The following is a 24,359-nucleotide window of genomic DNA, read 5'->3' as shown; positions in this document are numbered from 1 at the left end:
TGATAAGTAATTTTCATCCAAATCTAAATAAATCTTGTAAATATCAGATACAACAACATTAATAAGCCAGTAGGAAGACATGATGGAAAAACAAAAAACACAAGCATTTGAATGGTTCTGCGCACTGAGAAACAAGATTACCGAATCTTTCTTATCAATTGAGGCACAGTCATTCACAGAATCAAAAATCGAAAAGAGAAAGTGGGACCGGCCAGGTGGTGGAAGTGGTGAATCTACAATTATCTTTGGTAATATTTTTGAAAAAGTTGGAGTAAACGTTTCAAGGGTACATGGAAAACTTGCAGACTCAGCCATTAATGAAATTCCTGGTGCAAACGAAAGCAATGGAGAGTTTTGGGCAAGCGGTATATCTTTAGTGTCTCACATGCAATCGCCCCTTATCCCTGCAGCACATATGAACACAAGGCTGATATATACCTCAAAACAATGGTTTGGTGGAGGAATGGACTTTACTCCAACTTATAAAAATGAGGAAGATTGTGAGTATATCCACGAATCAATTAAAGCAACATGTGATAAGTTCAACATCGAATATTATCCGAAATTTAAAAAGCAATGTGATGATTACTTTTTCTTACAACATAGAAAAGAGCCACGTGGTATTGGTGGAATTTTTTATGATAATCTGAGTTCTGGTAACTGGGAAAATGACTTTGAGTTAACAAAAGCAGTAGGTAAAGCCTTTTTAGAAATTTACTTGCACATCATACACAAACATATGAAAAAATCTTGGACAAAAGAACAACGAGAAGAACAATTGATAAAACGTGGCAGGTATGTAGAGTTCAATCTTCTTTATGATCGTGGTACAAGGTTTGGTTTAATGACTAATGGTAACCCAGATGCAATCATGATGTCAATGCCACCTCTTGTTAAGTGGGTATAGAGCTGCTATTAGCAGAAAATAAATCATTATAGTTTAAAATTGTACCACAATGGTGAACTTTTATATAGAGGGGTACAATCATGAACATAATAGATAAATTTTTAATTAAATCTACTAAAAGTGGCAGCCTAGGAGATGTGAAGCTAGCTTTAAGTCTTCATAATATAAAAAACAGCTTTGAGAAGTTCTTTTCTAAAATTAATCCTTTTAGAGACAGGGCATCATTTAATGTAAGTGGTGATCAAACTTTAACCCAGGCTTTAGAATACGCAGTAACAAATCTTGATCATAATGTAATGAAATTGCTTACTGATGCTGGAGCAAATGTTAACGCAATAGGTAGCGACAGCATAGGAAGTGTAATTTATAAATATGATAGAGCTCTTGCTCATGAGAAAGAGGTTATGCCGATCTTTGGTAAGGAGTATTTCAAAGACTATAAGGAAAAATGTTGTTTAATGCTTGGTGAGTTAGTAGCAAATGGTGTAATGCCTCAAAATGCTGCAGAAAAGGAAAAAATATTGGACATTTTCAAAGAAACAGATGGCTTTAATGAGTTTAAAGAAGTAGCAAAGCTGAAATTTGAGACTAACTCAGTTAGCAACATGATACCACCTAAGAAATCTCCGAGAACCTTTGAATATGAGCCAACAACCATACATACTGAAGTGAGGAATAATGTAATACCACCTAAAAAACCCCCTAGAACTTTCGAATATAAGCCACAAAATGATGCTTTGCTTTCAAAAGAACCAATTTACTCTAAGGTTAGTAACTCATTAGAAGAGTTGAGTGTGTCGGAGGAATCCATTTATGCTGAGATATATGATTCATATAAAAGATCTAATGAAAATTTATCATTGGAAGATAGTGGTTATTCTAGTATATCAGAAGAACCTATCTGTGAGGATGTAGATAATTTTTCAGAGCAAAAAAAGTCCGCTAACTTAAATCATAAAGAGCAGCAAGAACCTATTTATGCTAAAGTGGATTCATTCAAAAAAAGAGCAGAAAGGAAAGCAAAGGATATAAAGGCCAATTCTGGAACTTACTACGGGCTAGTGCAGGATAAAGTGAATAATTTGCAAGTAAAACCAAATGGGCAAAGTGCTAATAAGCCAGCGAGTCAACAAATCAAGACCAAGGCTGGATTTAGCGTAAAAGAAATAAGGCAAAATTTTGAGCGTAGAGATTCTGGATACGATTCTGGCTATGATTCCGATACAAAAGTTGAACAGCAATTAGAATTGGGATCTAAATCTCCTAAATCTGAGATAGGTTCAGTGAGCATTGAGCATGGAGTAAGGAGGCTGTCGATATAAAATCACTACTCTAACTATGTGATTCAAAATAATTGAATTGACTTTGTATGTATAATCGATATAACTCAGTTAGATTCAAGTCGACTCTTTCGTCTAGTGGTTAGGACACCACCCTTTCACGGTGGTAACACGGGTTCAAATCCCGTAAGAGTCACTCAAACAGAATGCAAATAATTAAAGTTTTGAATGAGAAAAATTAGGCTTTATGTTGGAGAAGCTTTATCACAAGATGTGAGTTTAGCACTTAATTCACAACAAAGTCACTATATTTGCAATGTAATGCGGCTTAAGAAGCATGATAACCTCTCTCTTTTTAATGGAAAGGATGGAGAGTGGTTAGGGGAAGTAGTTAATGTATCACGTAAATTGACAAAAGTTACACTCAAAGAATGTACTAAACAACAGCAATACGAGGAAAACTTGTACTTGTATTGCGCTATGGTGAAAAGCGGTGCTTTAGGCAACATAGTAAGACAGGCAACTGAAATGGGAGTAACCTGTATTCAATTTATTTCAACAGAGCGTACAGTAGTAAAAAACATTAACCTAAGTAGAGCAAAATTACAGGCAATCGAAGCTGCGGAACAATCTGGTAGGATAAGTATACCAGAGATTTTGCTTCCCATTAATTTTTGTGAATTACCTGATTCTCAGAGTAAAAATTTTGTTTTATGTGATGAAACAGGTGAAGGACAACCTCCTAATAAAGTGCTAAAAGGCAAGAAAAACGTTGCTATTATTGTTGGTCCTGAAGGTGGTTTTTCATCTTATGAACTTGATCTTGCCAATAAGTTTTGTCAGAAATTGAGTCTAGGCAAAAGAATTTTGAGAGTTGACACTGCTGTAGTTGCTGCATTAACTTTCACCAATTGGTATAGCTAGATTTTTTATATGGCTAAGATCTTTAGTTTGAGAAATTTGATTTAGTAATACTACATTTTTCCTAAAGTAAACAAATGAATCTTGCATTTTGCTTGAATTTTGATACTCTGAGTAAAGAAGTCGGGGCGTAGCGCAGCCTGGTAGCGCATTTGGTTTGGGACCAAAGGGTCGGGAGTTCAAATCTCTCCGCCCCGAGATTAGAGGAATTATAAGAGCAATCTCTATCATTAAGCAAATTGTTGATGCCAGAATGACACCTTTATCATGTAAATTATGGCATATTATATTTTAGCGCTCAAGTTTATAAAATAATTGACAATGTTAATTTTCTAATTTATAAATAGATTTTGAGATGATTATCCAAGGAGGTATAGAGTTTGATTGAAGTATCAGTTCATTATGGTGATGTAGACAGAGCTCTTCCAGTATTGAGAAAAATAATTCAAAAGGAAGGAAGAGGGTTGAAAATGAAAAAAAAATATCATGAAAAAAAATCAGAAAAAAGAGTTAAAAAGAAAGCTGAAGCGAGAAAAAAGAGGTATCAGCAAGAATGCAGAAGACAACGTTATGGTTGGTAATTTTTACTAAGGTTAATAGTTAGTTATCTTATGAATATTCACGAATATCAAGCAAAAGAAATTTTACATAAATTTAATGTTCCAGTGCCAAAAGGTTTTGTTGCTATATCTGCAGAAGAAGTGAAGACTCAAATAAGCCAGTTAAAATCTGACGTGTTTGTAGTGAAAGCTCAAATTCATGCAGGTGGTAGGGGCAAAGCTGGTGGAGTGAAGCTAGCAAAGTCAACTGAAGAAGCTCAGCAGCTTATAAAGGATATGCTTGGCATGACTTTAGTTACTCATCAAACAGGGCCAAGTGGACAGCAGGTAAAAAGAGTATACATTGAAGAAGGTTCAAGCATTAAAAAAGAGTATTATTTAAGTCTCGTAGTTGATCCAAAGCTCAATAGGCCAGTATTTATATTTTCCTCAGAAGGTGGAATGGATATTGAAGAAGTGGCAAAAAATTCTCCTACAAAAATTGTGAAATTTGATATTGATCCTGCTACTGGTTTTACAAGTCTTGATAACAGTAAACTTGGCAATAGTTTTAATCTGAGTTCAGAACAAATAGGAAAGATAACAAATATTGCAAAAAATATATATGATGCGTTTATTACAACCGATGCGAGCCAAATAGAAATTAATCCACTAGTTGAAACAAATTCTGGGGATTTTGTTGCGCTTGATGCTAAAATTAATTTTGATGACAACGCTTTATATCGTCATCCGGAAATTGTGCAGCTCCGTGATTATGATGAAGAAATAAAGGAAGAAATAGAGGCTTCAAGGCATGGGCTCAGTTATATAAAAATGGATGGCAATATTGGCTGTATGGTGAACGGTGCAGGTCTTGCTATGGCAACAATGGATATAATAAAGTACTACGGAGCAGAGCCTGCTAACTTTTTGGATGTTGGTGGTGGAGCAAGTAAAGAGACTGTTACCGAAGCATTTAAGATTATACTGTCTGACAGTAATGTAAAAGGAATTTTAGTTAACATATTCGGTGGTATAATGCGTTGTGATATCATTGCAAATGGGGTTGTTGAAGCCGCAAAAGAAATAGGTATTAAGGTTCCTTTAGTGGTTAGATTGTCAGGCACTAATTTTAAAGAAGGAAAAAGAATTCTAGAAGAGTCAGGGCTAAATATTATTGCTGCAGACGAACTTGACGAGGCTGCACAGAAAATAGTACAAGAGGTGAAGTAGAGCATGTCTGTTTTAGTAAACAAAGATACAAGGTTAATATGTCAGGGTTTTACTGGTGCGCAAGGTACATTCCATTCAGAGCAAGCAATTAGCTACGGAACAAAAATGGTTGGTGGTGTAACTCCTGGTAAGGGTGGTAGCACTCACCTTAATTTACCAGTTTTTAATACTGTAGCAGAAGCTAAAGAAAAAACTGACGTGGATGCCACGGTTATATATGTACCTGCTAAATTTGCAGCTGATGCAATACTTGAAGCAATAGATGCAGAGATAGAGCTAATAGTTTGTATTACAGAGGGTATTCCTATACTTGACATGGTAAAAGTTAAGCATGCACTTATTCGTTCAAAAAGTCGATTGATTGGGCCAAACTGTCCAGGAATTATTACACCCGAAGAATGCAAAATAGGAATTATGCCAGGACATATTCATAAACGTGGACATATAGGAATTATGTCTCGCTCTGGAACTTTAACTTATGAAGCGGTAGCACAAACAACTGCTGTTGGTCTTGGTCAATCAACATGTATAGGAATTGGAGGGGATCCTGTTCATGGTATGACGTTTGTTGATTGTATGGAGTTGTTTTTAAAAGATGATGATACTCATGGTATTGTAGTTATTGGTGAAATAGGTGGGAATGAAGAAGAGGATGTATCACATTTTATAAAGGCGGAAAAAACTAAAAAACCAATTATTGGATTTGTAGCAGGCCAAACAGCACCTCCAGGAAGACGTATGGGGCACGCTGGGGCTATTATCTCTTCTAGTGGAGGAAGTGCTGGTGCAAAATTAGAAATTATGCGGAGTGCTGGAATTGCAATTGCAGAAACCCCTGCAGTAATTGGTAAAAAGGTGTTAGAAGTAATGAGTCAGTGTCTCGCCTAGGGTATCCGTTCAGCAAGGTGGCAAAATAAGATAGACAAAAACATAGAAATAAATGGTGTCATCCCAGTGCTTGACACTGGGATCCAGTTTTATTTACCAAAAGTGCTTCATTCTATAACGCAAAACCCATACTCACCAAACCCAATGCATTACTTGCAATCTGGATGCCAGTGGGCTTTGTTGCATAGCTCAATAAAAAGAACTGGCAGTTACTGACAAAATTCACTATAAAACAAGCATTTAACCTACGAAAGAAAAATATGCCAACTAAAATGAAGTTCAGCAACTGCTATGAATATAACAAATTTCTCCAAGAAAGAGGAAATATTTTTCATTTTATTAATGGAAAATTGGTACGAAAATAGCCCCAAAATGCGAGGTGGCAATTATATTTATAGTGATAAAGTTGTGATTTTAGTGCATATAGTCGCTAGTCTCTTTAGAATTGGCAAACGGTGGGGTTTATAAAAGGATATTTGCAGCAAGTAGGAAATAGCTATTCGCAGGCTTCAAGAAGGTTTAAAAAACTCAATATTAAGATCGATGATTGCAGAGTTGATAAAAACAATATGGAAGATATTGCAATTGCCATAGACAGCACAAATTTATAATAACACCCCTGGCTACAGTAAGGAAAATAGGAAAGTATCGCAGTTATAAACAGGTAAGATGTAATGTTGAATATAAATAGTAAAAAAGCTATTGCTGCAAAATATAGCAATGGTCAACCATTACGGTACTTGCGACTTGCTCGAAGATTTTAGCACGCTATAAAAGCATTATAGAGCATACGATAGGCACAAGCTTTATAAATTGTAATGATATAAAGACAAAAGTTCTACCGAAAAATTGTGCAGCAGAACATACAAAATTGGATTATATGGCTGAGAGAAATGCCGCCATTAGATTATGTGGTAAAGAAGGTGTGAAAGAGTGGAAAAAGGAAGCAACTTATGGGAAAAGGTCATATATTGAAGGATTTTTCTCAAGCAAATATTTGGGTTTAGTTTTAGAATGAGATAAATCGAGAAAAAGAATTGCTAATAAAATGCTACTTGCTCAATAAATTTACTGATATTGGCATGGCTAAGTTTGAGGTAGTTTCATGAATTTATTATGCTTTACCCACTATCCGATAAGCGATGCAACAAAGCCATCCCAGTGTCTGGGTACTGGGATGACAAGAAATAGGATGACAGGAAAAAGGGCACAGGGAGTTCTTTTGCCTTTTTCTCTATTTGGTAAATTTTTTAATATTTAATGCAATTAGCCGGTACTGAGATGATAACGAGTAGTAAGCTAAACGTCTGTGTGGTTATTGGTATTATCAAGATATCCCCTAATCTTCTTTAAATCTTCCCAAGCTAAACGTTTTTGTGCTGGTTGACGAAGTAGGTAGGCTGGATGAAATATAGCGGCTGTAGTAATTGAATGAGATAAATATTGGTTAGTATACGTATGAAACCTGCCACGCAAGTTCGATATAGTTTTTGTGTTATCAAGAAGGCTATAACATGCAATTCCTCCAACTAAAATTAGAATTTGCGGCAAGACTAGCGCGATATGTTTCTCAACGAACGGCCTGCACATATCAAGCTCCAAATCAGTTGGCTTTCTGTTACCAGGTGGACGCCAAAATAAGGTGTTGCTTATATATACCTTAGTGCGGTCCAGATTAATTGCACTGAGCATCTTATCGAGCAGCATTCCGCTTGCACCACAAAATGGTATGCCTTTAAGGTCTTCATTTGCTCCTGGTGCTTCACCAACAAGCATGATTTTTGCATTTGGATTACCATCGGAAAAAACAGTATTAGTTGCAGTTTTTTTTATTTCACAACCCTCAAATGACTTAACTGCACTTCTTAATTCATCTACACTACTACACTCACTTGCAAGCTTCCTTGCTTCAATGATCCAGTCACTTGGGAACATGGTTTGTTGTTTTTTTTTCTGCTCGATGACAGGAGACTGTGCAGCTCTCTCATTTTCCACTTTTTTTTCCTCTTTACCTTCAGTTAGCGTGCAATCAACTCCCACTTCATGATAGAACTTCAACAATTCTAGATCTTCATTACTCATAGTTCTTTTTAACCTTCTGTGCCCTTCTCATAGCCATATCATATTTCAATTTAGACAAATGTCTAATGTATAATATGCCATTTAAATGATCTAGCTCATGCTGAATACATCTTGCAAGCCAACCACTAGCTTTTAGCGTCTGTTCTTCATTATTTAAATTTTTATATTTCACAGTTAAATATTTTGGACGCTTAATTTCATGGCTTTGCTCTGGAATTGAAAGACACCCTTCACTCATAATCACTTGTTCATCGGATAATTCCTTAATTTCAGGATTAATCATGCAAAACTTGCCAACTGAATCATACCCTACTAGCTCATCTTCAGCCTTCTCTGGCCGAACGTCCATGACAAAAATTCTCTTTAGCACTCCAACTTGAACTGCAGCAAGACCAAGACCTTCCGCATCGTACATAGTTTCGAACATATCGTTTACTAATTCTTTAATTTTATCGTTTATATCTGTTACTTCACTGGCGCGTGTAGTTAACCTTTCATCGGGTGCAATTACAATTGGCAATTTAGGCATAAAAATTTTAACTTTATGTTTTATTTTCCCCTTTGTCCAGGTATATTAAAATGTTGCTGTATTTTTAATAGAAATATAAATTATTAAACGAAGCTACAATTTAAATGAAATTGCATCATAAGGTCAACTAATGTACTCTGCAGTAATAATAAAACCAAAGCAGAATGTTTTTGCTGTTTTAGACATAGGTACAACAAAAATTATCTGTCTCATTGTTGAGATCAATAGCAATTTCAGCTATAAAATAATAGGAACGGGTTATAAAAGTGCAGAAGGTATAAGCGGTGGATCAATAACTGACGCAAAGCATGCAAGTTACTCTATTTCATCAACTGTAGGTTTAGCTGAGCAAGTATCAGAAGAAACTATAGACCAGATATATGTGAATGTAGCCGGATGTGGAATCTCATCTTTTAACGTACATAACGAAATAATTGCAGCTAATCACGAAATTTCAGACCGAGATATAAAACGTGTAGTCTTTCAGACATTTGAGAAATATATTGAAGAAAATGTTATCATTCACAACATACCACTGAAGTATCATTTAGATGATATGACTGATATAAAGGAGGTAAGTGGATTGTATGGAAAGAGATTATCTGCTGATGTTAATGTCGTTACTGCTTCGCGTCCAGCGCTTACCAATATTGAAAACTGCATAACTAATAATAGCGGGATAAGTATGGCCGGTTGTATTGCTTCTGCATATTCTGCAGGCCTTGCCTGTTTAAGTGAAGATGAAAAAGAGCTAGGAACTGCCGTTGTTGACATAGGGGGTGGATGCACTGCAATTGGAATTTTTAAGAGAGGAAAGCTTATATACGCAAGCAGCATTCCAATTGGTGGCATTCACATCACTCGAGATATAGCTTATGGACTATGCACAAGTATAGAGCATGCTGAACGCATAAAAATACTATACGGTAGCACTGTCGTAACTTCAATAGATGAGAACGAATATATTACACTGCAAAACAGTGAAAATGATGAACCGACTCGAGTACCCAAGTCCGAACTTATTGACATCATAAGACCTAGAGTTGAGGAGATATTTGAACTGGTAAGAGAACAATTTCAAGAACAAAAAGATCCAATCAATAAAGTAGTGCTCACAGGTGGAACCAGTCAACTCACAAGCATGAAGGAAATTGCAGGCTATATATTCAACAAACAAGTCCGTATCGGATGCCCTGAGTCTTGTAGCGGTCTTGATGGCGAATATGATAAAAGTCCTGTATTTTCTGCTGCTATAGGCTCTATAAAGCTAATAACTGACACTTTTTATAAAAATGATTCTGGAATGCTTGGTCACGACGGCAAAATAAGTAAATTATACCATTGGGTTAAATCGAAAGTCACGGTTTAGATTTCTGTTTTACCTTCTGTCGCTGAAATGACTTGATCTAGGAGCTCATTTTTATAGTATTTTTACATCTATGTATTCACAAGAGAAGCAGAAAATTACAATAAAAACATAAGAAATATGAACATAACTATACATTCACAAGAAGATTTTGACTTTATGCGTAAAGCTGGCAGGCTTGCAGCTGAAACTCTTGATTTCATTGCACCATACGTCAAGGTAGGTGTAACAACTAATGAGTTAAATGATCTATGTCACGACTTTATAATCAATGCAGGTGCAATTCCAGCACCACTGAATTATAAGGGATATCCGAAATCAATTTGCACTTCAAAAAATGCTGTTGTATGTCATGGTATTCCTGATGATAAACCTCTTAAAGATGGAGATATTTTAAATATTGACGTTACAGTGATTTTAAATGGCTGGTATGGTGATACAAGTCGTATGTTTTGGGCTGGTAAACCCTCAATAAAAGCAAAGCGTTTGTGTGATGCTACTTATGGTGCATTGATGGAAGCAATAAAACAAGTCAGTCCAGGCAATAAGTTAAATGAAATAGGACTGACTATAGAAAAATATATTGGAGATTTTGGATATTCTATCGTACGCAATTATTGTGGACATGGCATAGGAAAGGTTTTTCATGCTCCACCAAATGTTGTACATTTTTATGATGAAGATGAGGATCTTGTCTTAAAAGAAGGCATGTTTTTTACAGTAGAACCAATGATCAATGCTGGAAATCATGAAACTCTGCTTAGTAAGCTAGATGGCTGGACAGTGACAACACGTGACCTTTCACTTTCTGCACAGTTTGAGCATACGCTTGGGGTAACAAAAGATGGCGCTGAAATATTTACATTATCACCTAAGGATTGGCATTTTCCACCTTATGATTAGATTTTTTTAAACACTTGGTTTTCGAAAAAATCTAACTCTTAACTTGTGATATAGCAACTAACCCAATTAGTGCACAGAAAATCATGTAAAAACTTGCTAAAGCTCCTTGTCCTGTAACTTTGATAATAGTTGTGCATATAAATGGTGCAAAGCCACCAAAAAATCCCGAAGCTATATTTCTTGATAAACCAAATCCACTGTATCGTACCCTTGTTGGAAATAATTCACACATAAACGCGCTAACAGGACCAAGCGATGCAGCTATTGGGATTATAAAAAGAACGTGTGCCATTATGACTAGCAAATTATTACCACTTAGTATCATTGAAAAAACTGGATAACTTACTACTATAAAAGTCACAAATGCAAATTTCATGACTGTTTCTCTTCCTATCTTATCAGAAAGTATTGCAAATAGTATAGTCAGTCCTCCAAGTGCAATTTGGTTCAATACTTCCACTATGTGGTTAAAGTGAGTGTTGATTGTTGATGCAAGTACATTGAAAAACACTAGATATATGTAAAGAGATGCATTTTCAACTATGTCAACTCCCACTGATATTAAGAAAGGTTTTTTATAGCCATTTAATAGTTCTTTTAACGGTAATTCATGTGGCTTTTCCTGCTTTTTATACTCTGGGCTTTCATCAAGTATATACCTCATATATATGCTGATTAATCCCATTACAAAACTAAAAATAAAAGGCAATCTCCATCCCCAAGATTCAAAATCGGATACCTCCTTACATATGAGCACTGCTATCAGACTCAATATTGAACCAAGAATTGCGCTTAAAACTTCAATACTGCCAAAGAATCCTCTTTTATTCTTAGGAGCATGCTCTATTAGAAATGGTGCATTTCCTGCCTCTCCTCCAAGAGATATACCCTGTAATAATCTTAAACATATCACTAGTATTGATGCTAGTACTCCAATTTTTTGATAACCCGGAACAAAGGCAATGAGTACAGTTGATAGAGTCATCAATATAATAGAGAGAAATAGAGCAATCCTTCTTCCATATTTATCGCCAATGTGGCCAAATATAGCAGCACCAATTGGTCTTATTAGGAAACCCACTGCAAACACTCCAAAAGCTTTAAGTATGCTGACTAATTTGTCATCTGACGGAAAAAACACATCTCCGATTATGCTTATTAGATGACTAAAAAGCATGTGGTCATACCACAACAAAGTATTACAAATTAAACTTGATAGTATTACTTTTGTCATTTGTTGCACAAAATCTTCCATAATCTGTTTGATATTATAGTAATATTACTTACTTTTTCAAACGTTAATTATGTAAATATTATATTAGTAATACTATCTTATTAAATTTTAATATTTTTATATCGTTGATTATATTTAAATATCCTTATACTATACCTGTATATTTCCATATATTTTTTGGCGAGAAAGTTATTTTAATTTAAGTACACAAAGTCTCTTGATATGACACATACTCCAGTTTTGTTAAAAGAGATGCTATTGCACTTATCACCACAAAGTGATGGCATATATGTAGATGCCACATTTGGAGCTGGAGGATATAGCAAAGCAATATTAGAGTCCGCTGATTGCAAAGTGTATGCAATTGATAGAGATGAAACAGTTACCGAATTTTATGATGATCTGAACGTTAAATATCCTAATAGAATAAAATTGTTTATTGAAAAGTTTAGTAATATTAAAAATTTATTAGATAGCAACAATATTGAAGGCATTGATGGCATAGTTTTTGACGTTGGAGTTTCATCTATGCAACTCGACAATGGAGATAGAGGATTTTCATTTTTACGTGATGGTCCGCTTAACATGAGCATGGATAACTATTCTCATATGAATGCTTCAACGTTTGTTAACGCTTTACGTGAAGAAGAGATTGCAAACACTATATACAATTACGGAGGTGAGCGTCATTCTCGTAGAATCGCAAGAGCAATAGTAAATGCGCGGAAGAAGAAAACTATCAAAACTACATTTGAACTTGCGGATATCGTACGTTCTGTAGTGTTTCGTGGAAAAAGCAAGATTGACCCTGCAACTAGGACATTTCAGGCAATCAGAATATGGGTAAATGATGAGCTAGGAGAGCTTGAAAAGGGTATTAAAGCTGCGTCTGAAATTTTAAGTGAGAACGGCAAATTAATTGTAGTTACTTTTCATTCTTTAGAAGATCGTATAGTTAAAACCCTTTTTAAAGATTTGTGTGAACCAGGATCTACCAAGACATTCTCCCTTTTAAACAAAAAAGTGATGAAAGCAAGTGCAGAAGAAATAAATGCAAATCCGCGTGCGCGTTCAGCAAAACTAAGAGCTATACAGAGGTTGTCATGAGGACCTTCTGTATTATTTCAATAACTATGTTTTTATTATAGGGTTATTAAGGTAAAATTACATGTCCACTCACTAAATAAATAGCTAACACAAATAAAACGTGAAATTAATTTAGTGCAAAGCAACATAAAAGTTCTTCAAGCAGAATGAAGTTATTTGAGTAATCCAAAAAAACTTGCAGTCTTACGGAGAAATACCTAAAAAATAACTCTTTGATACTAGCTAGCCAGGTTCAACTCTCTAAATAGCCGCAGTGCGTTAGCACAATTTAAAACCTAGAGTAACAATTAGAACCTATCTTGAAAGGGAAATTTGAAATATTAACGTAAAAAATTGCTTCCATATATTTTAAATCTGATTATAATTACAGTTAGAGATATTTTAAGAGCTCAAAATCTATCTTTGTCTGCAGACTTTTCAGTCAAACTTTCAATCAAAAAGCGTATTCTTCAGAGCATGTAAGTGTGCTTAATTTCTGTCGTATGTACGCTGCACTTTTTTCTAATCTTTTTTACACAGGAGGATTTTATGTCCAGAATTCCAGATACTTGACCTTTACTTTAGCTAAAAACCAATAGGCGCCTATTGTTTAACGCTAATTAAAATAAAAATTTTCTAATATATAGAAGAATTACAAAATCACTGTTTACTGAAAACGGGGCAAGAAAGCTGCCAATGTCAAAGAATTTTAGGTAAACGTTGTTTGCTTGACGTATGAGCGTGCTCTCCTTACTTCAAGAACTCTTTAATATATGCTTAACCACTTAAGTCCTTTCAAGATATGTTCTTAGATTTAAGCTTTTAGGTAAACACACTACAATAAAATTTACTTTAGTATAAAATTATTTGCATAAGATTTTGGCAGCCTTTTAACATCTTTTGGCATTTCAATTATGTATTTTGTGTTATGTTTCTTTGCGTAAGATACTGCTTTTTCAAGAGAATCAAACTTTAATACAATCTGTTTTTGGGGATCTTTTGATCCAAACCACCCCATCAAAGGTTCAATATAGTAAGAACAAGGCTCAATTTTTAGGTGCCAGAATTTTGTATTACCTAAACCAGATTGTGTTGCAGTTTTTGTTGGCTTATAAATCTTAAAAACTACTTGATCGTCAATACTCATAGTCCTTACTACGTAATCTTAAGTATATATCTAAATAAATTTTTCCACAAAGAATTAGTGTGAAAGAATGAAGTTTGAAATAAATATTTTTATGTTATATTATTAAATTATATAAAAAGGATTAGCTGAATAGGAGTAATCGATGGCACAGCAAGAAATGGTAACAATTAATGCAGAGTTACGTGATGTAAAAAAAAAGAAAGCGATGCAGGCTCTGAGGGAGAAGGGAAGTATACCTGCAGTTATATATGGCAAAGGGCATGATAACGTAAATTTGACACTATCTACAAAGGAATTTACTAAACAATATAAATCAGGTGCTCTTTCTGCACATTTAATAGAACTGGATATTTCAGGGAAAAAAGAATATGCTCTTGTTCGTGATATTCAATGGCATGTAGTAAAGGATACTGTGCAACATGTTGATTTTCAGTTTGTTGATAAAGGTAGTGAAATTAAAATAGATATACCTTTATCGTTCATAAATGAAAGTAAATCACCAGGAATTAAATTAGGTGGGGTGCTTAATGTTTTGTGTCGTTCTATTACTGTTAAATGTTCTCCTAATAAAATACCTCAAGTCATAGAAATTGATTTATCTGACAAAATGATTAATCAGTCTATACATATCAATGATGTAAAATTACCAGAAGGTGTTAAGCTTGCAGCTCATGAGGAAGAAAATTTTACCATTGTGACAATTTCTGCTGCTGATAGTGATGTTGAAGAGCCTAAAGCAGAAACAGAGGAGTAGTGCGTTTAATAGCTGGGCTTGGTAATCCTGGTAGTCAATACGAATTAACTCATCATAATATTGGCTTCATCATCGTTGATGCAATCTACAAATATTGGAATTTTCAGTCATTTTCTAAGAAAGCCGGTTACTTGATAACCTCTGGCATAATTAATAATAATAAAATCATGCTGATAAAACCTTATTCGTTTATGAATAATTCAGGTATCCCTATTACAAAAATAAAAAATTTTTACAAATTATCGCTAGATAATGTTGTTGTCATACATGATGATGCTGATTTGAAATTTGGAAGAATAAAAGTAAAAAAAGGCGGCAGCTCTGCTGGACATAATGGACTCAAGTCTATAGATAGCCTCATTGGTAATGATTATTGGCGTTTGAGATTTGGAGTGGGTAGGTCTGAAAATCAGAAAAGCTTAGCAGATTATGTGTTATCAAAATTTTCAAATTTTGATAACGTTACCCTCTTAGTAGAAAAAATAGCAAAAAATATACACTTAATGCTGCAAGGAGATAACACAGCTTTTATCAACTCGGTTGGGAGTATGTTAAATAAACTTTAGTATAGCAATCGAATAGGACATCTATCATCTTAAACATCAAGATAAAAATTATTGTTTTTTATTATAGCATTTAAACAAATGATGATTTTCCTCATTAGAGCAACTTTGCCAGAGTCAACTAAACGCTGGTAAAATACTTTCATTTTTTTATTATGATGCATTGCAACCACAGCAGACATGTATAATGCTTTTCGAGCATAAAATCTGCCACCCATAGGGAATGTTCAAAAAAGCATAGGCGTCAAGTTAAGGAAAAGTGTAAGTAAAGAGTGAAGGAAAATAATAAGGTATAAGTTCTCCCAGATATACTTTTAGTGAGAGAAGTAACGATAAATAAAATAACTTGCCTATCAAATAACCTCAACAAATTTTTCAATGAAATGGCAATCAATTGAAACAGAAAAGGAAGAGGCGGTTCATCATTCATAAAAGCTATAATTTTGGGTAATTGAAAACTGCAGCATAGAAACAATGTGCCAATTGCTAAATGAAGACTCGATAGAAATTACAAAACAGGGTTTAGGTTTACTAAAGAAGCAGTTGAGTTTATGAAACAAATGTATTTTATGTTTATTTAACTACGGATTGATTGCAAAATTTTACAGCAATTAGGAAGCGTTAAATTATTGGATAGCAGCTACATTAGCCTACCCGGTAGCATGGAAGATATGTACAAGGATAGCTATAGAGATTGTGAGAGTAATACTAAATCAAGAATAAAGCTACAGTTAGTCTTTGATTACCTGAATCAAGCGCTAGATAAATTAAATTTAATGGAGGTCAGATCAAGGTTATAGGGATTATCTTGAACAGCCAATGATTTTTTGATTTTGGCTACTTTGTGCCTAGTTCTTTTAAACAAATTAATGAAATAGGAGCTTTTTCATAAGTCGTTGATACCAACATATATGATAAATCAAAAAATAGAGCTATTGGAGTATTTGGAAGGTCAATTATCTTCAGAAAAAAATTAGGAAAGGAAGTAAAAATTCAGGTAAGAATTATATGTCAAAAACTAACTGGATATGGCTAGAAGAAGAAAAGCTAATAAATTAGCAAAGTCACATATCTTCCAAAAGGAATCAAAAATTGTTGAACTGGTCAATACTAATATTCCAGAGGATAAAATTAGTGCTGAGCAACAGAGTAAGGTGGCAAATTGAGTTAAACTATACAAGAGCTATATAAGACTTGATAGGGAAGCCACACAGTGTGAATTATATGCTAAATTATGTGCAATTCTCATGAGTTGTACAAAACTAAAAAAGAATACAGTTTAATAAAGGCATTTATTGAGCTAAAAAGGCGGATTAGAGAGTTATTTTTAGTATTAACTAAAGATTATACTAGCATTTCTTAGAAAATTTACTATAACTTGGTCGCAATTTTCATTAAACGTAGAAGGGCTTATCCACTTTAACCTCTCTAAATTTTCTCACAATCTCTTAACTTGAAGCCTATGGTTAAATAAACTGTGTCAATCCGAGAAATAAAAGTAAAATAGAAACAAAAGTGCTGTCTCTTGTAGTATTTTACTCCTTAACATCTTTCCTTAAGTTGACGCCATTGCCTGAACAGATACAAGAAGTCTATTCAATAACAGTAAGGTTTTTCAATCTTGTTCCACAGCAAATTTTAATGCCATGTGAGTAGTTATGGTGCTGTTAACAATCAAAATGACAAAAATTAAAATGGTGATTAGTAGTGTATAAATATTCAAGGATAAACTTTCAAATTGAGTTAGCAATTTGAAATATACAAAAGTTGGCATTATCATTGGCAAAACAAGAATTTGCGATACTCCTGATGCTAAGTTGTTTCGACCAATCATCAATGCATTTCCAGTAGCTGAAATATTAATGATTATCAGCGTATTAAATAATAAAGATACTCCAACTGCTATTGAGTGTTCAATACTGTTGCCTAGAACTGCAAAGCTGAATATGGAAGAAATTACTGAAATCGGTAACCCAAATAATAACCAGTGAGCGAAAATTTTATAAGCAATTATAAGCCTAGAAGAGAGTGGCTGTACAAAGATTTGCTCTAATATTCCATCATGATGATCAGATGCAAACAAATTGTTTGTAGAGATCTGTAAAACAAATGTAGCACATATCCATGTTAATGTTAACATAACTTCTTGTTTATTGTTGTTTTCAAGTGTATATGAAGATAAACTTAACATTATAATAAAAATACATACTATATAAGTAACATTATTATCATCTATTACTAATTTTTTTACTAAATCTATCATACCAGGATTTTANATGTTTATTATAAATTATAGTGTTTACTTTGAGGGTAGTATAATTTTTTGTTCACAAGTTATATAAGTTTTAATATATTTTATTGATAATGCTATGGAGAAGTTAATGAAAATAAAGTTACCGGAAGATTACACTCCTTCAGAAAATGAAGAATATATGAACGTAAAACAACTGGAATACTTTAGCTTAAAGTTACAATCAATACTTGCTGACCTGGAGAAACAAGATCTAGAAGATAGTAGTATTTATTCTGATGGAGATAGTGGAAATGGGGAATTAATTAAGCGCCGCAAAGATAGAAAAGAAAAAATTAAGGAGGCGTTAGAAAAAATAAAATCAGGCACTTATGGTTACTGTGATGGAACAGGAGAAGAAATAGGAGTTGAAAGACTGAAAGCTAATCCGCTTGCTATATATTGTATCGAAGAGCAAGAGAGAATAGAAAAAGAAAAGAACGTGTATAACATTAATGATTAATTTACAAGTATAGCTTTTCTCATAATAGTGAAAACAAATGAAGGAAAGCAAAATTGACAGCCTGGCGAAAAGATTGAAACAGAGAAATATTCTTTGGCTCTGTTTTTGATAACAAATCAATGGTGTTAAATGTCATTAAAATCAGGAGAATACGCAGGAGGATACAGAATTTCTATACCAACGCTTTTGGCAAGTTTGACAATCTTTTTAGACTTATGAAAAGTTGCATTATGGGAGTATTAAATAAACCATAGGAGTCAAGTTAAGGAAAAAGATATGAGGAGATAGAATAACAAGTTCTCACAGATATGTTTTTAGTGAGAGAAGTAACGATGAATAAAATAACTTGCCTATCAAAAGACCTCAACAAATTTTTCAATGAAATGGGAAAAGAGCAGTTGTGTTAATAAAAAAAATGAAAAATATCGAAAAATTTTCAATTCAGTGGATTTATAAAAAATTAATATATTATAATCCTTAATTTAAATATTTAGTGTAGCTATGAATAAGTTCTCTAATTGCATAAAAGTCAACAATAATTTTTTGTATCATGAAAAATATTTTTTGATGTAAAATTCAGCTCTAATACAACCTTTTATTTATTATTGTATTATCTTATTCAATCAAAAGAGGTTTTATTGGCAATAAAAACATCAACACTAATTTCCAATTAATCTCTTTTAAACTATGTAGCCAATGAATATGTGCGTCCACACAAACTTAAACCACATATTCATTAAGCTTATAAAAACTAAGGTATCATTCTTTTCCTCTATAGTCTTAATATAAGTTAAAAGTAGCATGCTTCCATTGTTCTCTCCGCGGTCTAATATGGCTAATTTATATTGTAGCACTATACTTGTTAGGCGGAAGTGGACGGCCACGAAGTCTATGCTTCAACTTATCCTCTTGCTTATCCCTTCCATCGGCATTTACTTTCAGTAAAATTATTGTTTTATACTTCTTTAGTGTTTATTGATAGCAAAACTCTTTTCTATCGATTAGCATCTTGTGCATAATCACGGCTAATTTTCTTGCTACTGCAACAATTGCTTTTTTCATGCCCTTTTTCTTTTTAAGCTTCAATCCCCAGCTTCTTAATTTAAATGTCCTTTTACATTTTACCAGTAAGACCTGCGCGGCTTCATATAACATATTCCTACAGTCCCATTTTTGATATACTTCCGTGTCGATCAATCTCACCAGAAGCGTACTGTCTTGGACTTAATCCCATATAGGCTCCAACTGTATAAGATGTTTCAAACCTATGCAGATCATCTATTGCAGCTTTATATGTCATTGCTACTATAATACCAACTCCTGGAACAGTAGTTAATAATTTACAATCCTCATCTTTTTTGCTTTGTTCTGAGAGCATTTTATCAAGTTTTCTTGTTGATTCTTCTATTATTTCTAAACTATGTACTAATGATTCAATTGAGGTTTGGCTAATTTCATCTAGATTATTAACCATTTCTTGCACTTTTAAAGCAAAGTTTGCAGAACTAAGACGTTGATTAACTTTTATCCCGTATATTTTCCCTTATTGTTCCCGCAATTTGCTCTCTGCAACGTATTAATTGTCTTCTGCTTCCAAGTATTATTTTAACCTGACAAGCTTCGTCTGATTTTACTAATACCTCCTTAAATAGCCCAACTCTCATCATTTGTGCTATGCCTCTTGCATCATTTTTATCATTCTTATTGATTCTCGCAGATAATGCTGCTGCCATATGCCTTGCATCTACACAAGTTACTGGTAATCCAAAACTCTTTGCACATCGATATTGATAATTGCCCGCTTTCTATTCCTATGGACTCGTATTTTTTGTTTTGACCAATCAGCTATTGCACTGCTTTCACTTGCAACAACCCCTTCTTTAACAATTTTTCCTTTCTCATCAATGATACTAATAAAAGTTTCTTTGAGTGAGACATCTAACCCGCTATAATGTTTCATGAGACTACTCCTACTGTAAAAGTTTAAATTATTCTTGAAGAACTAATTCATTGAATTTGTTACTTCGTGCTAAAATAATGGAGTATGTCTCTCCATCATTCAATAGCAATTACAGTATGTACTTATAGTTTGTGACAGCTACTGCTACGAGTTAGCTTAGATAGAAACTGACTGAGAGTTATATTCCTCAGTAAAAACCCTATCATCTCTGACCAAAGAGTTAGTAAGAATAAGCAGTTTTCTCATAGCAGCAGTGGAATATGGCTTTTTATGTTGATTGTACAATCTAGTTAAGAATTAACCCTCTGTGCACTACCATGTGATACGTTCGAACTTTTCAATATAGTAACTTTACTATACGCTAAAACTAGCTATATTAGCTTACTTTTGCTAAATTTACATACGAACCAAATTGCTTAATTTGATTGCAAAAATTTCAAGCTTCTCTTTTCACAACGCCGCTTTTATTTTAATTGTTCTCACAAATATACGTACTATTTTTATGCTTTTTTAAAAAAGTAAATAAATAAATTTTTTGTGGCACTACGAAATCAGTATTTTTTATAAATATTACTTGAAAAGTATTAAAATATTTGCTAAAACAATAATATTTAGTAAGGTAAAAATGAATTTCAACGAGCATGTTCAAGGCGACAGATTACATTTGTATTATCAAAAAGTAGATATCAAGGAATTGATAAGCTTTTTGCAAGAGAACAGAGGTATTACACAACTTTTTCTCGGGGATTGTAGTATTGATGAAGAAGGAGTAAAAGCTTTAGCTAAGCTTACAAACCTTACTAAACTTGATTTGTGGAATAACAATATTGGTGAAGAAGGAGCAAAAGCTTTAGATGAACTTACAAACCTTACTGTTCTTGATTTGAGTTTGAACAAAATTAGTGAAGAAGGAGCAAAAGCTTTAGCTAAACTTACAAACCTTACTGAACTTAATTTGGGGAGTAACAATATTGGTGAAGAAGGAGCAAAAGCTTTAGCTAAACTTACAAACCTTACTGAACTTAATTTAGCTAATAACAATATTGATGATAAAGGAATAAAAGCTTTAGATGAACTTACAAACCTTACTAAACTTAATTTGAGTTATAACAAAATTGGTGAAGAAGGAGCAAAAGCTTTAGCTAAACTTACAAACCTTACTAAACTTAATTTGAGTTATAACAAAATTGGTGAAGAAGGAGCAAAAGCTTTAGCTAAACTTACAAACCTTACTGAACTTAATTTAGCTAATAACAATATTGATGATAAAGGAGCAAAAGCTTTAGATGAACTTACAAACCTTACTAAACTTGATTTGAGTGGTAACAACATTGGTGCTGAAGGAGTAAAAGCTTTAGCTAAGCTTACAAACCTTATTAAACTTAATTTGTGGAATAACAATATTGGTGCTGAAGGAGTAAAAGCTTTAGCTAAGCTTACAAAACTTACTGAACTTAATTTGGGGAGTAACAATATTGGTGCTGAAGGAGTAAAAGCTTTAGTTAATCTTACAAAATTTATTAAATTTGATTTGAATAGTAACAACATTGGTATAAAAGAAGTAAAAGCTTTGGCTGAATCTGAGGAATACTGGGAATTCATAGATGAATTTGGTTATACATGTCTAGGCAGCTCTCTAGTTTTTTATAAATGTCTGAAAGCATCATGGTCTAAAGCAAGAGCAAGATCTAACGGTAATGTTGGCAAGCTAGATGAAAACAGCGTAAAGAAGTTGTTTTTTGATCTTGCGCAACAAAATCATTGCGAAGAGGGAATAAAGCTTCTGCTGAATGATCCTGATAAATATCCTTTTCTAATTAATTCAAGAGATGAGGAAGGGCACACGCTATCTCATTTTTATACTCACTCCCCTGAGATGCAAAAGTTTTTCTTTGAACGTGGCATAGTCCCTGAAAAAGAAAGGAATCAAAGAAGAGAAGATGAACGCATTGCACGAGATAGTCAATCTGTCCATGCAAGTCCAATAGTTAAACGGATAAATTTTTTTACTAAGAAGCTAGTTGAATCCGTAAAAGTTGACAAAGAACAATTGAAGCAAGCTGCAGGTTCTTACGTGGAAAATATACCTGAATTACTTGAACAATATCATAATGATCCGATAAGACTAAGGCTTCTTAGTTTAACTGACAATGAAAAAGGAAGTGTGATGAAAAAAACATTACGCGAGACTGATCCTATACCAGGTGATGAAGAATTTATTAAGACTGTCATTGATAAAGCCGAGCAAGCACTAAAACAGCAGTATTTAAAAAAGAACTGCCACGGTGAGTATGACCAAGAATACCCAACACAGGAATTGCAATATGATTATACGAGAGATGATGCAAAAATTACTATACCTGAATCTATAGGTTATATAAAATTACTTATTGATAATTTTTCCGTTCCACTGAAAGGAAAAAAGGAGTTGCTAGTTACTCTTATGGAACAAAACTCAGAGTTAGTAAGAGGAAAATTGTCTATAATTAGAAAAGAACTCGGAAATAGTGACATCCTCAATGAAGGACAATTTAAGAAAACAGAACTACACGGATTATTAAATGGTATAGATGATGATAAAAAAATAAATAAGTTGTTTAAAGAAATCAGTGGTCTAGATATAGAAAAGGTCTGGAGAGAGCAAAAAGAGTTCGTTCTTCTAAAACAAATATATACAGCAGCAACAACGTATGGTGAAAATAGCAGTGCCTGCATCCAAGGGACATGGACCCAGATTATTAGTAGTATAGAAGAAATTAGCTCGGAAATCGTGGAACGATATGATTGCTATTTAGAAAAAGAACAAAAATTGGAGGCACAAAAAGATGTTATTACAAAAGAGAACATTACACCGTTTATAGAAAATTTAGCCGACAGATTAATTCAATATGTCAAGGATAATCCAGAGTTACAAGAGGTTTTGCAACATCACTTATTACGCATAGAATGTATAGATATTAATGATCCTGAGAAAGTTACGTTTAAACAACAAAAGATTTTAGCAGAGATAAGTAAATATTTTAGCGAAAATATTAAGGGTGTTTTACCGAATTACAATAGAAGTATACCAAGTAGAGGTGAATACGCTCTTGTTATCGAGGGATTGTCAGAGATAGAAGTAATGCAACGCTTTGCACAAGAGCCATCTAATCTTCAGGAGAATATCACAAGAGAAACGGAAGCTCAAATTGATGAAAATAGTGATTTTGATGCAGAAGATAATAGTAACAGTTATGCAACTATTAGTGAGAGCGACACAGATGAAGAATTTTATGATGCTAATGAGTCAATTTTTCCAGAGGAAAGCAAAACACTGTTAGTTCCAGAAAGATTACAACCAGAAAATTCAGTTATAGCAACAGATCAAACAAATGGTATTCAAAATAATAATCGACAGCCAAGTCCACGAATTGAAAAGAAAACTATTGTAGCTGCTTCCACGCTAGCAATAGCTGGAGTTGCTTTAGGTGTAGCTATTGCAGTTTACTTAGAAATGTTAGCAGTGGGAATAGCAGTTGGAGCTTGTTGTCTTGTCGCTGCTGCGATCATATATTGTTGTAATAGTCCTTCAAATTCACTTAAAAACAGTGATGCCACAATTGTAACTAATGAGAGACATTTAGAGGCTTAAATGAAATGGCAGAGAAAGATTTCTTTTTAGAACATTCCATATTGGATTTTAAGTGATTAATTGGCTAATTTAGACTAAATTTTTGTATGAACTAATTTGTTGAGCTTCGTTGCAAAAATTTCACACCTTTGTTTTCACAACCCTATATTTATGCAACGTGTTCTCACAAAGGTAGGTACTTTATTTTGCGATTTTGGGAAAAGTAAATAACTGAATCTTGTGTGACGCTAATTCAACATCTTATTCTTTCTAAATACATACGCTGTAAAATGAAATAGTGGCATAGAAATAATACCTATAAGTTTCTTTGAATTTTAATTTATGCTGTTAGGCCATGATTTACGTCCCTTGTTTTGTATTTGCTCTTTAGTCGCTGAGTTAATCACGTGAAAAATGACTGCAGGTATAGTACATCTGATGTAGCAAGGTTCTTGGTTAAAAAGTTTTACATCTATCAGTATTAGTGTTATACTAAAAATATTATTGATCAGGGGATTAATATATTCGGTAGAGATCTAAGTGTGAACGTACATACTACCATTAGTAATGTTCTTGTTCTCCAATGTTTTAGGGATAGTGCTAT

Annotated in this window: 23 protein-coding genes, 2 tRNA genes and 4 pseudogenes; 18 read left to right on the top strand and 11 right to left on the bottom strand. The window is 33.6% G+C overall.

The window, feature by feature from the left end:
• The first annotated feature begins 82 nt into the window (after nt 1-82).
• From hemF to wVul_RS08380, 10 genes and pseudogenes are all read left to right on the top strand, one after another.
• On the top strand, nt 83-907 hold the full coding sequence (gene hemF / locus wVul_RS02325; RefSeq protein WP_047758987.1) for an oxygen-dependent coproporphyrinogen oxidase: 825 nt from the start codon (nt 83-85) through the stop codon (nt 905-907).
• 80 nt (nt 908-987) lie between these two features.
• Nucleotides 988-2,229 carry a hypothetical protein gene (locus wVul_RS02315; protein WP_238580367.1) on the top strand — a complete coding sequence of 414 codons (1,242 nt, stop codon included), beginning with the start codon at nt 988-990 and terminating at the stop codon, nt 2,227-2,229.
• A gap of 82 nt (nt 2,230-2,311) precedes the next feature.
• A tRNA-Glu gene (locus tag wVul_RS02310) sits at nt 2,312-2,383 on the top strand.
• A gap of 32 nt (nt 2,384-2,415) precedes the next feature.
• A complete protein-coding gene (locus tag wVul_RS02305) occupies nt 2,416-3,111 on the top strand; it encodes a 16S rRNA (uracil(1498)-N(3))-methyltransferase (protein WP_047758986.1) in 696 nt (231 codons plus the stop codon).
• A 121-nt stretch (nt 3,112-3,232) separates the two neighbouring features.
• Nucleotides 3,233-3,306 (top strand) — tRNA-Pro (locus wVul_RS02300).
• A gap of 182 nt (nt 3,307-3,488) precedes the next feature.
• Entirely contained in the window at nt 3,489-3,689 is a 201-nt protein-coding gene (gene rpsU, locus wVul_RS02295) for a 30S ribosomal protein S21 (protein ID WP_047758985.1), read from the top strand.
• 30 nt (nt 3,690-3,719) lie between these two features.
• Nucleotides 3,720-4,880, top strand: a complete 1,161-nt coding sequence (gene sucC, locus wVul_RS02290; RefSeq protein WP_047758984.1) for an ADP-forming succinate--CoA ligase subunit beta — start codon at nt 3,720-3,722, stop codon at nt 4,878-4,880.
• A 3-nt stretch (nt 4,881-4,883) separates the two neighbouring features.
• The gene (gene sucD / locus wVul_RS02285) at nt 4,884-5,768 is read left to right on the top strand and encodes a succinate--CoA ligase subunit alpha (protein WP_047758983.1); all 885 of its coding nucleotides are present in this window, start codon (nt 4,884-4,886) and stop codon (nt 5,766-5,768) included.
• Nucleotides 5,769-6,028: 260 nt separating this feature from the next.
• Nucleotides 6,029-6,877 (top strand): annotated as a pseudogene (locus wVul_RS10435) (transposase).
• Nucleotides 6,874-7,029: a hypothetical protein gene (locus wVul_RS08380; protein ID WP_153295455.1), complete on the top strand. Its 156-nt coding sequence runs from the start codon at nt 6,874-6,876 to the stop codon at nt 7,027-7,029. The pseudogene wVul_RS10435 and the gene wVul_RS08380 overlap by 4 nt, the downstream one beginning before the upstream one ends.
• Nucleotides 7,030-7,067: 38 nt before the next feature.
• Here the strand turns inward: wVul_RS08380 and wVul_RS02270 are convergent, their stop codons facing one another.
• A complete protein-coding gene (locus tag wVul_RS02270) occupies nt 7,068-7,850 on the bottom strand; it encodes a uracil-DNA glycosylase (RefSeq protein WP_047758982.1) in 783 nt (260 codons plus the stop codon).
• On the bottom strand, nt 7,843-8,379 hold the full coding sequence (def, locus tag wVul_RS02265) for a peptide deformylase (RefSeq protein ID WP_047758981.1): 537 nt from the start codon (nt 8,377-8,379) through the stop codon (nt 7,843-7,845). Before def ends, wVul_RS02270 begins: the two co-directional genes overlap by 8 nt.
• Before the next feature lie 130 nt (nt 8,380-8,509).
• Between def and ftsA the strand changes: the two genes are divergently transcribed.
• Together ftsA and map are read left to right on the top strand one after the other, a co-directional pair.
• Nucleotides 8,510-9,748 (top strand): cell division protein FtsA, encoded by a 1,239-nt coding sequence (ftsA, locus tag wVul_RS02260; RefSeq protein ID WP_047758980.1) that lies wholly within the window; start codon nt 8,510-8,512, stop codon nt 9,746-9,748.
• A gap of 117 nt (nt 9,749-9,865) precedes the next feature.
• The gene (gene map / locus wVul_RS02255) at nt 9,866-10,648 is read left to right on the top strand and encodes a type I methionyl aminopeptidase (protein ID WP_047758979.1); all 783 of its coding nucleotides are present in this window, start codon (nt 9,866-9,868) and stop codon (nt 10,646-10,648) included.
• Between the two features lie 31 nt (nt 10,649-10,679).
• On the opposite strand, the gene wVul_RS02250 is transcribed toward map, so the two are convergent.
• Nucleotides 10,680-11,891 carry an MFS transporter gene (locus tag wVul_RS02250; RefSeq protein WP_153295493.1) on the bottom strand — a complete coding sequence of 404 codons (1,212 nt, stop codon included), beginning with the start codon at nt 11,889-11,891 and terminating at the stop codon, nt 10,680-10,682.
• A gap of 213 nt (nt 11,892-12,104) precedes the next feature.
• On the opposite strand from wVul_RS02250, the gene rsmH reads away from it, so the two are divergent.
• On the top strand, nt 12,105-12,989 hold the full coding sequence (gene rsmH / locus wVul_RS02245; protein ID WP_047758978.1) for a 16S rRNA (cytosine(1402)-N(4))-methyltransferase RsmH: 885 nt from the start codon (nt 12,105-12,107) through the stop codon (nt 12,987-12,989).
• Between the two features lie 826 nt (nt 12,990-13,815).
• Here rsmH and wVul_RS02240 read toward each other — a convergent pair.
• Nucleotides 13,816-14,115, bottom strand: coding sequence for an ETC complex I subunit (locus wVul_RS02240; protein ID WP_047758977.1), 300 nt, complete (start codon nt 14,113-14,115; stop codon nt 13,816-13,818).
• A gap of 142 nt (nt 14,116-14,257) precedes the next feature.
• On the opposite strand from wVul_RS02240, the gene wVul_RS02235 reads away from it, so the two are divergent.
• Nucleotides 14,258-14,869, top strand: coding sequence for a 50S ribosomal protein L25/general stress protein Ctc (locus tag wVul_RS02235; protein WP_047758976.1), 612 nt, complete (start codon nt 14,258-14,260; stop codon nt 14,867-14,869).
• Entirely contained in the window at nt 14,869-15,435 is a 567-nt protein-coding gene (gene pth, locus wVul_RS02230) for an aminoacyl-tRNA hydrolase (RefSeq protein WP_047758975.1), read from the top strand. The genes wVul_RS02235 and pth overlap by 1 nt, the downstream gene beginning before the upstream one ends.
• 29 nt (nt 15,436-15,464) lie before the next feature.
• On the opposite strand, the pseudogene wVul_RS02225 reads toward pth, so the two are convergent.
• Nucleotides 15,465-15,650: pseudogene (locus wVul_RS02225) on the bottom strand (IS110 family transposase); the annotation flags it as partial.
• Between the two features lie 114 nt (nt 15,651-15,764).
• On the opposite strand from wVul_RS02225, the pseudogene wVul_RS08370 reads away from it, so the two are divergent.
• A pseudogene (locus wVul_RS08370) lies at nt 15,765-16,884 on the top strand (transposase).
• Between the two features lie 163 nt (nt 16,885-17,047).
• Here the strand turns inward: wVul_RS08370 and wVul_RS02220 are convergent.
• Entirely contained in the window at nt 17,048-17,695 is a 648-nt protein-coding gene (locus wVul_RS02220; protein WP_047758973.1) for a heme exporter protein CcmB, read from the bottom strand.
• A 106-nt stretch (nt 17,696-17,801) separates the two neighbouring features.
• Between wVul_RS02220 and wVul_RS02215 the strand changes: the two genes are divergently transcribed.
• A complete protein-coding gene (locus wVul_RS02215; RefSeq protein WP_047758972.1) occupies nt 17,802-18,185 on the top strand; it encodes a TraR/DksA family transcriptional regulator in 384 nt (127 codons plus the stop codon).
• Nucleotides 18,186-18,310: 125 nt separating this feature from the next.
• Here the strand turns inward: wVul_RS02215 and wVul_RS10245 are convergent.
• The 5 genes and pseudogenes from wVul_RS10245 to wVul_RS02205 form a co-directional block, all read right to left on the bottom strand.
• Nucleotides 18,311-18,403, bottom strand: a pseudogene (locus wVul_RS10245) (IS630-like element ISWpi11 family transposase); the annotation flags it as partial.
• Nucleotides 18,404-19,157: 754 nt separating this feature from the next.
• Nucleotides 19,158-19,340 carry a hypothetical protein gene (locus tag wVul_RS08360; protein ID WP_153295453.1) on the bottom strand — a complete coding sequence of 61 codons (183 nt, stop codon included), beginning with the start codon at nt 19,338-19,340 and terminating at the stop codon, nt 19,158-19,160.
• Nucleotides 19,341-19,344: 4 nt separating this feature from the next.
• Nucleotides 19,345-19,659 (bottom strand): transposase, encoded by a 315-nt coding sequence (locus tag wVul_RS08355; protein WP_153295451.1) that lies wholly within the window; start codon nt 19,657-19,659, stop codon nt 19,345-19,347.
• A 43-nt stretch (nt 19,660-19,702) separates the two neighbouring features.
• On the bottom strand, nt 19,703-19,918 hold the full coding sequence (locus tag wVul_RS08350) for an IS110 family transposase (protein WP_153295449.1): 216 nt from the start codon (nt 19,916-19,918) through the stop codon (nt 19,703-19,705).
• Nucleotides 19,919-19,938: 20 nt separating this feature from the next.
• Nucleotides 19,939-20,145, bottom strand: a complete 207-nt coding sequence (locus wVul_RS02205; protein WP_047758971.1) for a hypothetical protein — start codon at nt 20,143-20,145, stop codon at nt 19,939-19,941.
• A gap of 625 nt (nt 20,146-20,770) precedes the next feature.
• Between wVul_RS02205 and wVul_RS08345 the strand changes: the two genes are divergently transcribed.
• Nucleotides 20,771-23,776 (top strand): leucine-rich repeat domain-containing protein, encoded by a 3,006-nt coding sequence (locus tag wVul_RS08345; protein WP_153295448.1) that lies wholly within the window; start codon nt 20,771-20,773, stop codon nt 23,774-23,776.
• Nucleotides 23,777-24,359 lie beyond the last annotated feature (583 nt).

Origin of the sequence: Wolbachia endosymbiont of Armadillidium vulgare str. wVulC (genome assembly GCF_001027565.1) — a bacterium.
Lineage (GTDB): Bacteria > Pseudomonadota > Alphaproteobacteria > Rickettsiales > Anaplasmataceae > Wolbachia.
The sequence above is the reverse complement of the archived record's forward strand: the minus strand, read 5'-3'. Positions and strand labels throughout refer to the sequence as shown.

What these genes read in the sequence shown, in the direction of transcription:
- hemF (WP_047758987.1), top strand. Translation starts at nt 83, where the DNA reads ATGGAAAAACAAAAAACACAAGCATTTGAATGGTTCTGCGCACTGAGA.
- wVul_RS02315 (WP_238580367.1), top strand. Translation starts at nt 988, where the DNA reads ATGAACATAATAGATAAATTTTTAATTAAATCTACTAAAAGTGGCAGC.
- wVul_RS02305 (WP_047758986.1), top strand. Translation starts at nt 2,416, where the DNA reads ATGAGAAAAATTAGGCTTTATGTTGGAGAAGCTTTATCACAAGATGTG.
- sucC (WP_047758984.1), top strand. Translation starts at nt 3,720, where the DNA reads ATGAATATTCACGAATATCAAGCAAAAGAAATTTTACATAAATTTAAT.
- sucD (WP_047758983.1), top strand. Translation starts at nt 4,884, where the DNA reads ATGTCTGTTTTAGTAAACAAAGATACAAGGTTAATATGTCAGGGTTTT.
- wVul_RS08380 (WP_153295455.1), top strand. Translation starts at nt 6,874, where the DNA reads ATGAATTTATTATGCTTTACCCACTATCCGATAAGCGATGCAACAAAG.
- wVul_RS02270 (WP_047758982.1), bottom strand. Translation starts at nt 7,850, where the DNA reads ATGAGTAATGAAGATCTAGAATTGTTGAAGTTCTATCATGAAGTGGGA.
- def (WP_047758981.1), bottom strand. Translation starts at nt 8,379, where the DNA reads ATGCCTAAATTGCCAATTGTAATTGCACCCGATGAAAGGTTAACTACA.
- ftsA (WP_047758980.1), top strand. Translation starts at nt 8,510, where the DNA reads ATGTACTCTGCAGTAATAATAAAACCAAAGCAGAATGTTTTTGCTGTT.
- map (WP_047758979.1), top strand. Translation starts at nt 9,866, where the DNA reads ATGAACATAACTATACATTCACAAGAAGATTTTGACTTTATGCGTAAA.
- rsmH (WP_047758978.1), top strand. Translation starts at nt 12,105, where the DNA reads ATGACACATACTCCAGTTTTGTTAAAAGAGATGCTATTGCACTTATCA.
- wVul_RS02240 (WP_047758977.1), bottom strand. Translation starts at nt 14,115, where the DNA reads ATGAGTATTGACGATCAAGTAGTTTTTAAGATTTATAAGCCAACAAAA.
- wVul_RS02235 (WP_047758976.1), top strand. Translation starts at nt 14,258, where the DNA reads ATGGCACAGCAAGAAATGGTAACAATTAATGCAGAGTTACGTGATGTA.
- wVul_RS02220 (WP_047758973.1), bottom strand. Translation starts at nt 17,695, where the DNA reads ATGATAGATTTAGTAAAAAAATTAGTAATAGATGATAATAATGTTACT.
- wVul_RS02215 (WP_047758972.1), top strand. Translation starts at nt 17,802, where the DNA reads ATGGAGAAGTTAATGAAAATAAAGTTACCGGAAGATTACACTCCTTCA.
- wVul_RS08360 (WP_153295453.1), bottom strand. Translation starts at nt 19,340, where the DNA reads ATGTTATATGAAGCCGCGCAGGTCTTACTGGTAAAATGTAAAAGGACA.
- wVul_RS08355 (WP_153295451.1), bottom strand. Translation starts at nt 19,659, where the DNA reads ATGGTTAATAATCTAGATGAAATTAGCCAAACCTCAATTGAATCATTA.
- wVul_RS08350 (WP_153295449.1), bottom strand. Translation starts at nt 19,918, where the DNA reads ATGGCAGCAGCATTATCTGCGAGAATCAATAAGAATGATAAAAATGAT.
- wVul_RS02205 (WP_047758971.1), bottom strand. Translation starts at nt 20,145, where the DNA reads ATGAAACATTATAGCGGGTTAGATGTCTCACTCAAAGAAACTTTTATT.
- wVul_RS08345 (WP_153295448.1), top strand. Translation starts at nt 20,771, where the DNA reads ATGAATTTCAACGAGCATGTTCAAGGCGACAGATTACATTTGTATTAT.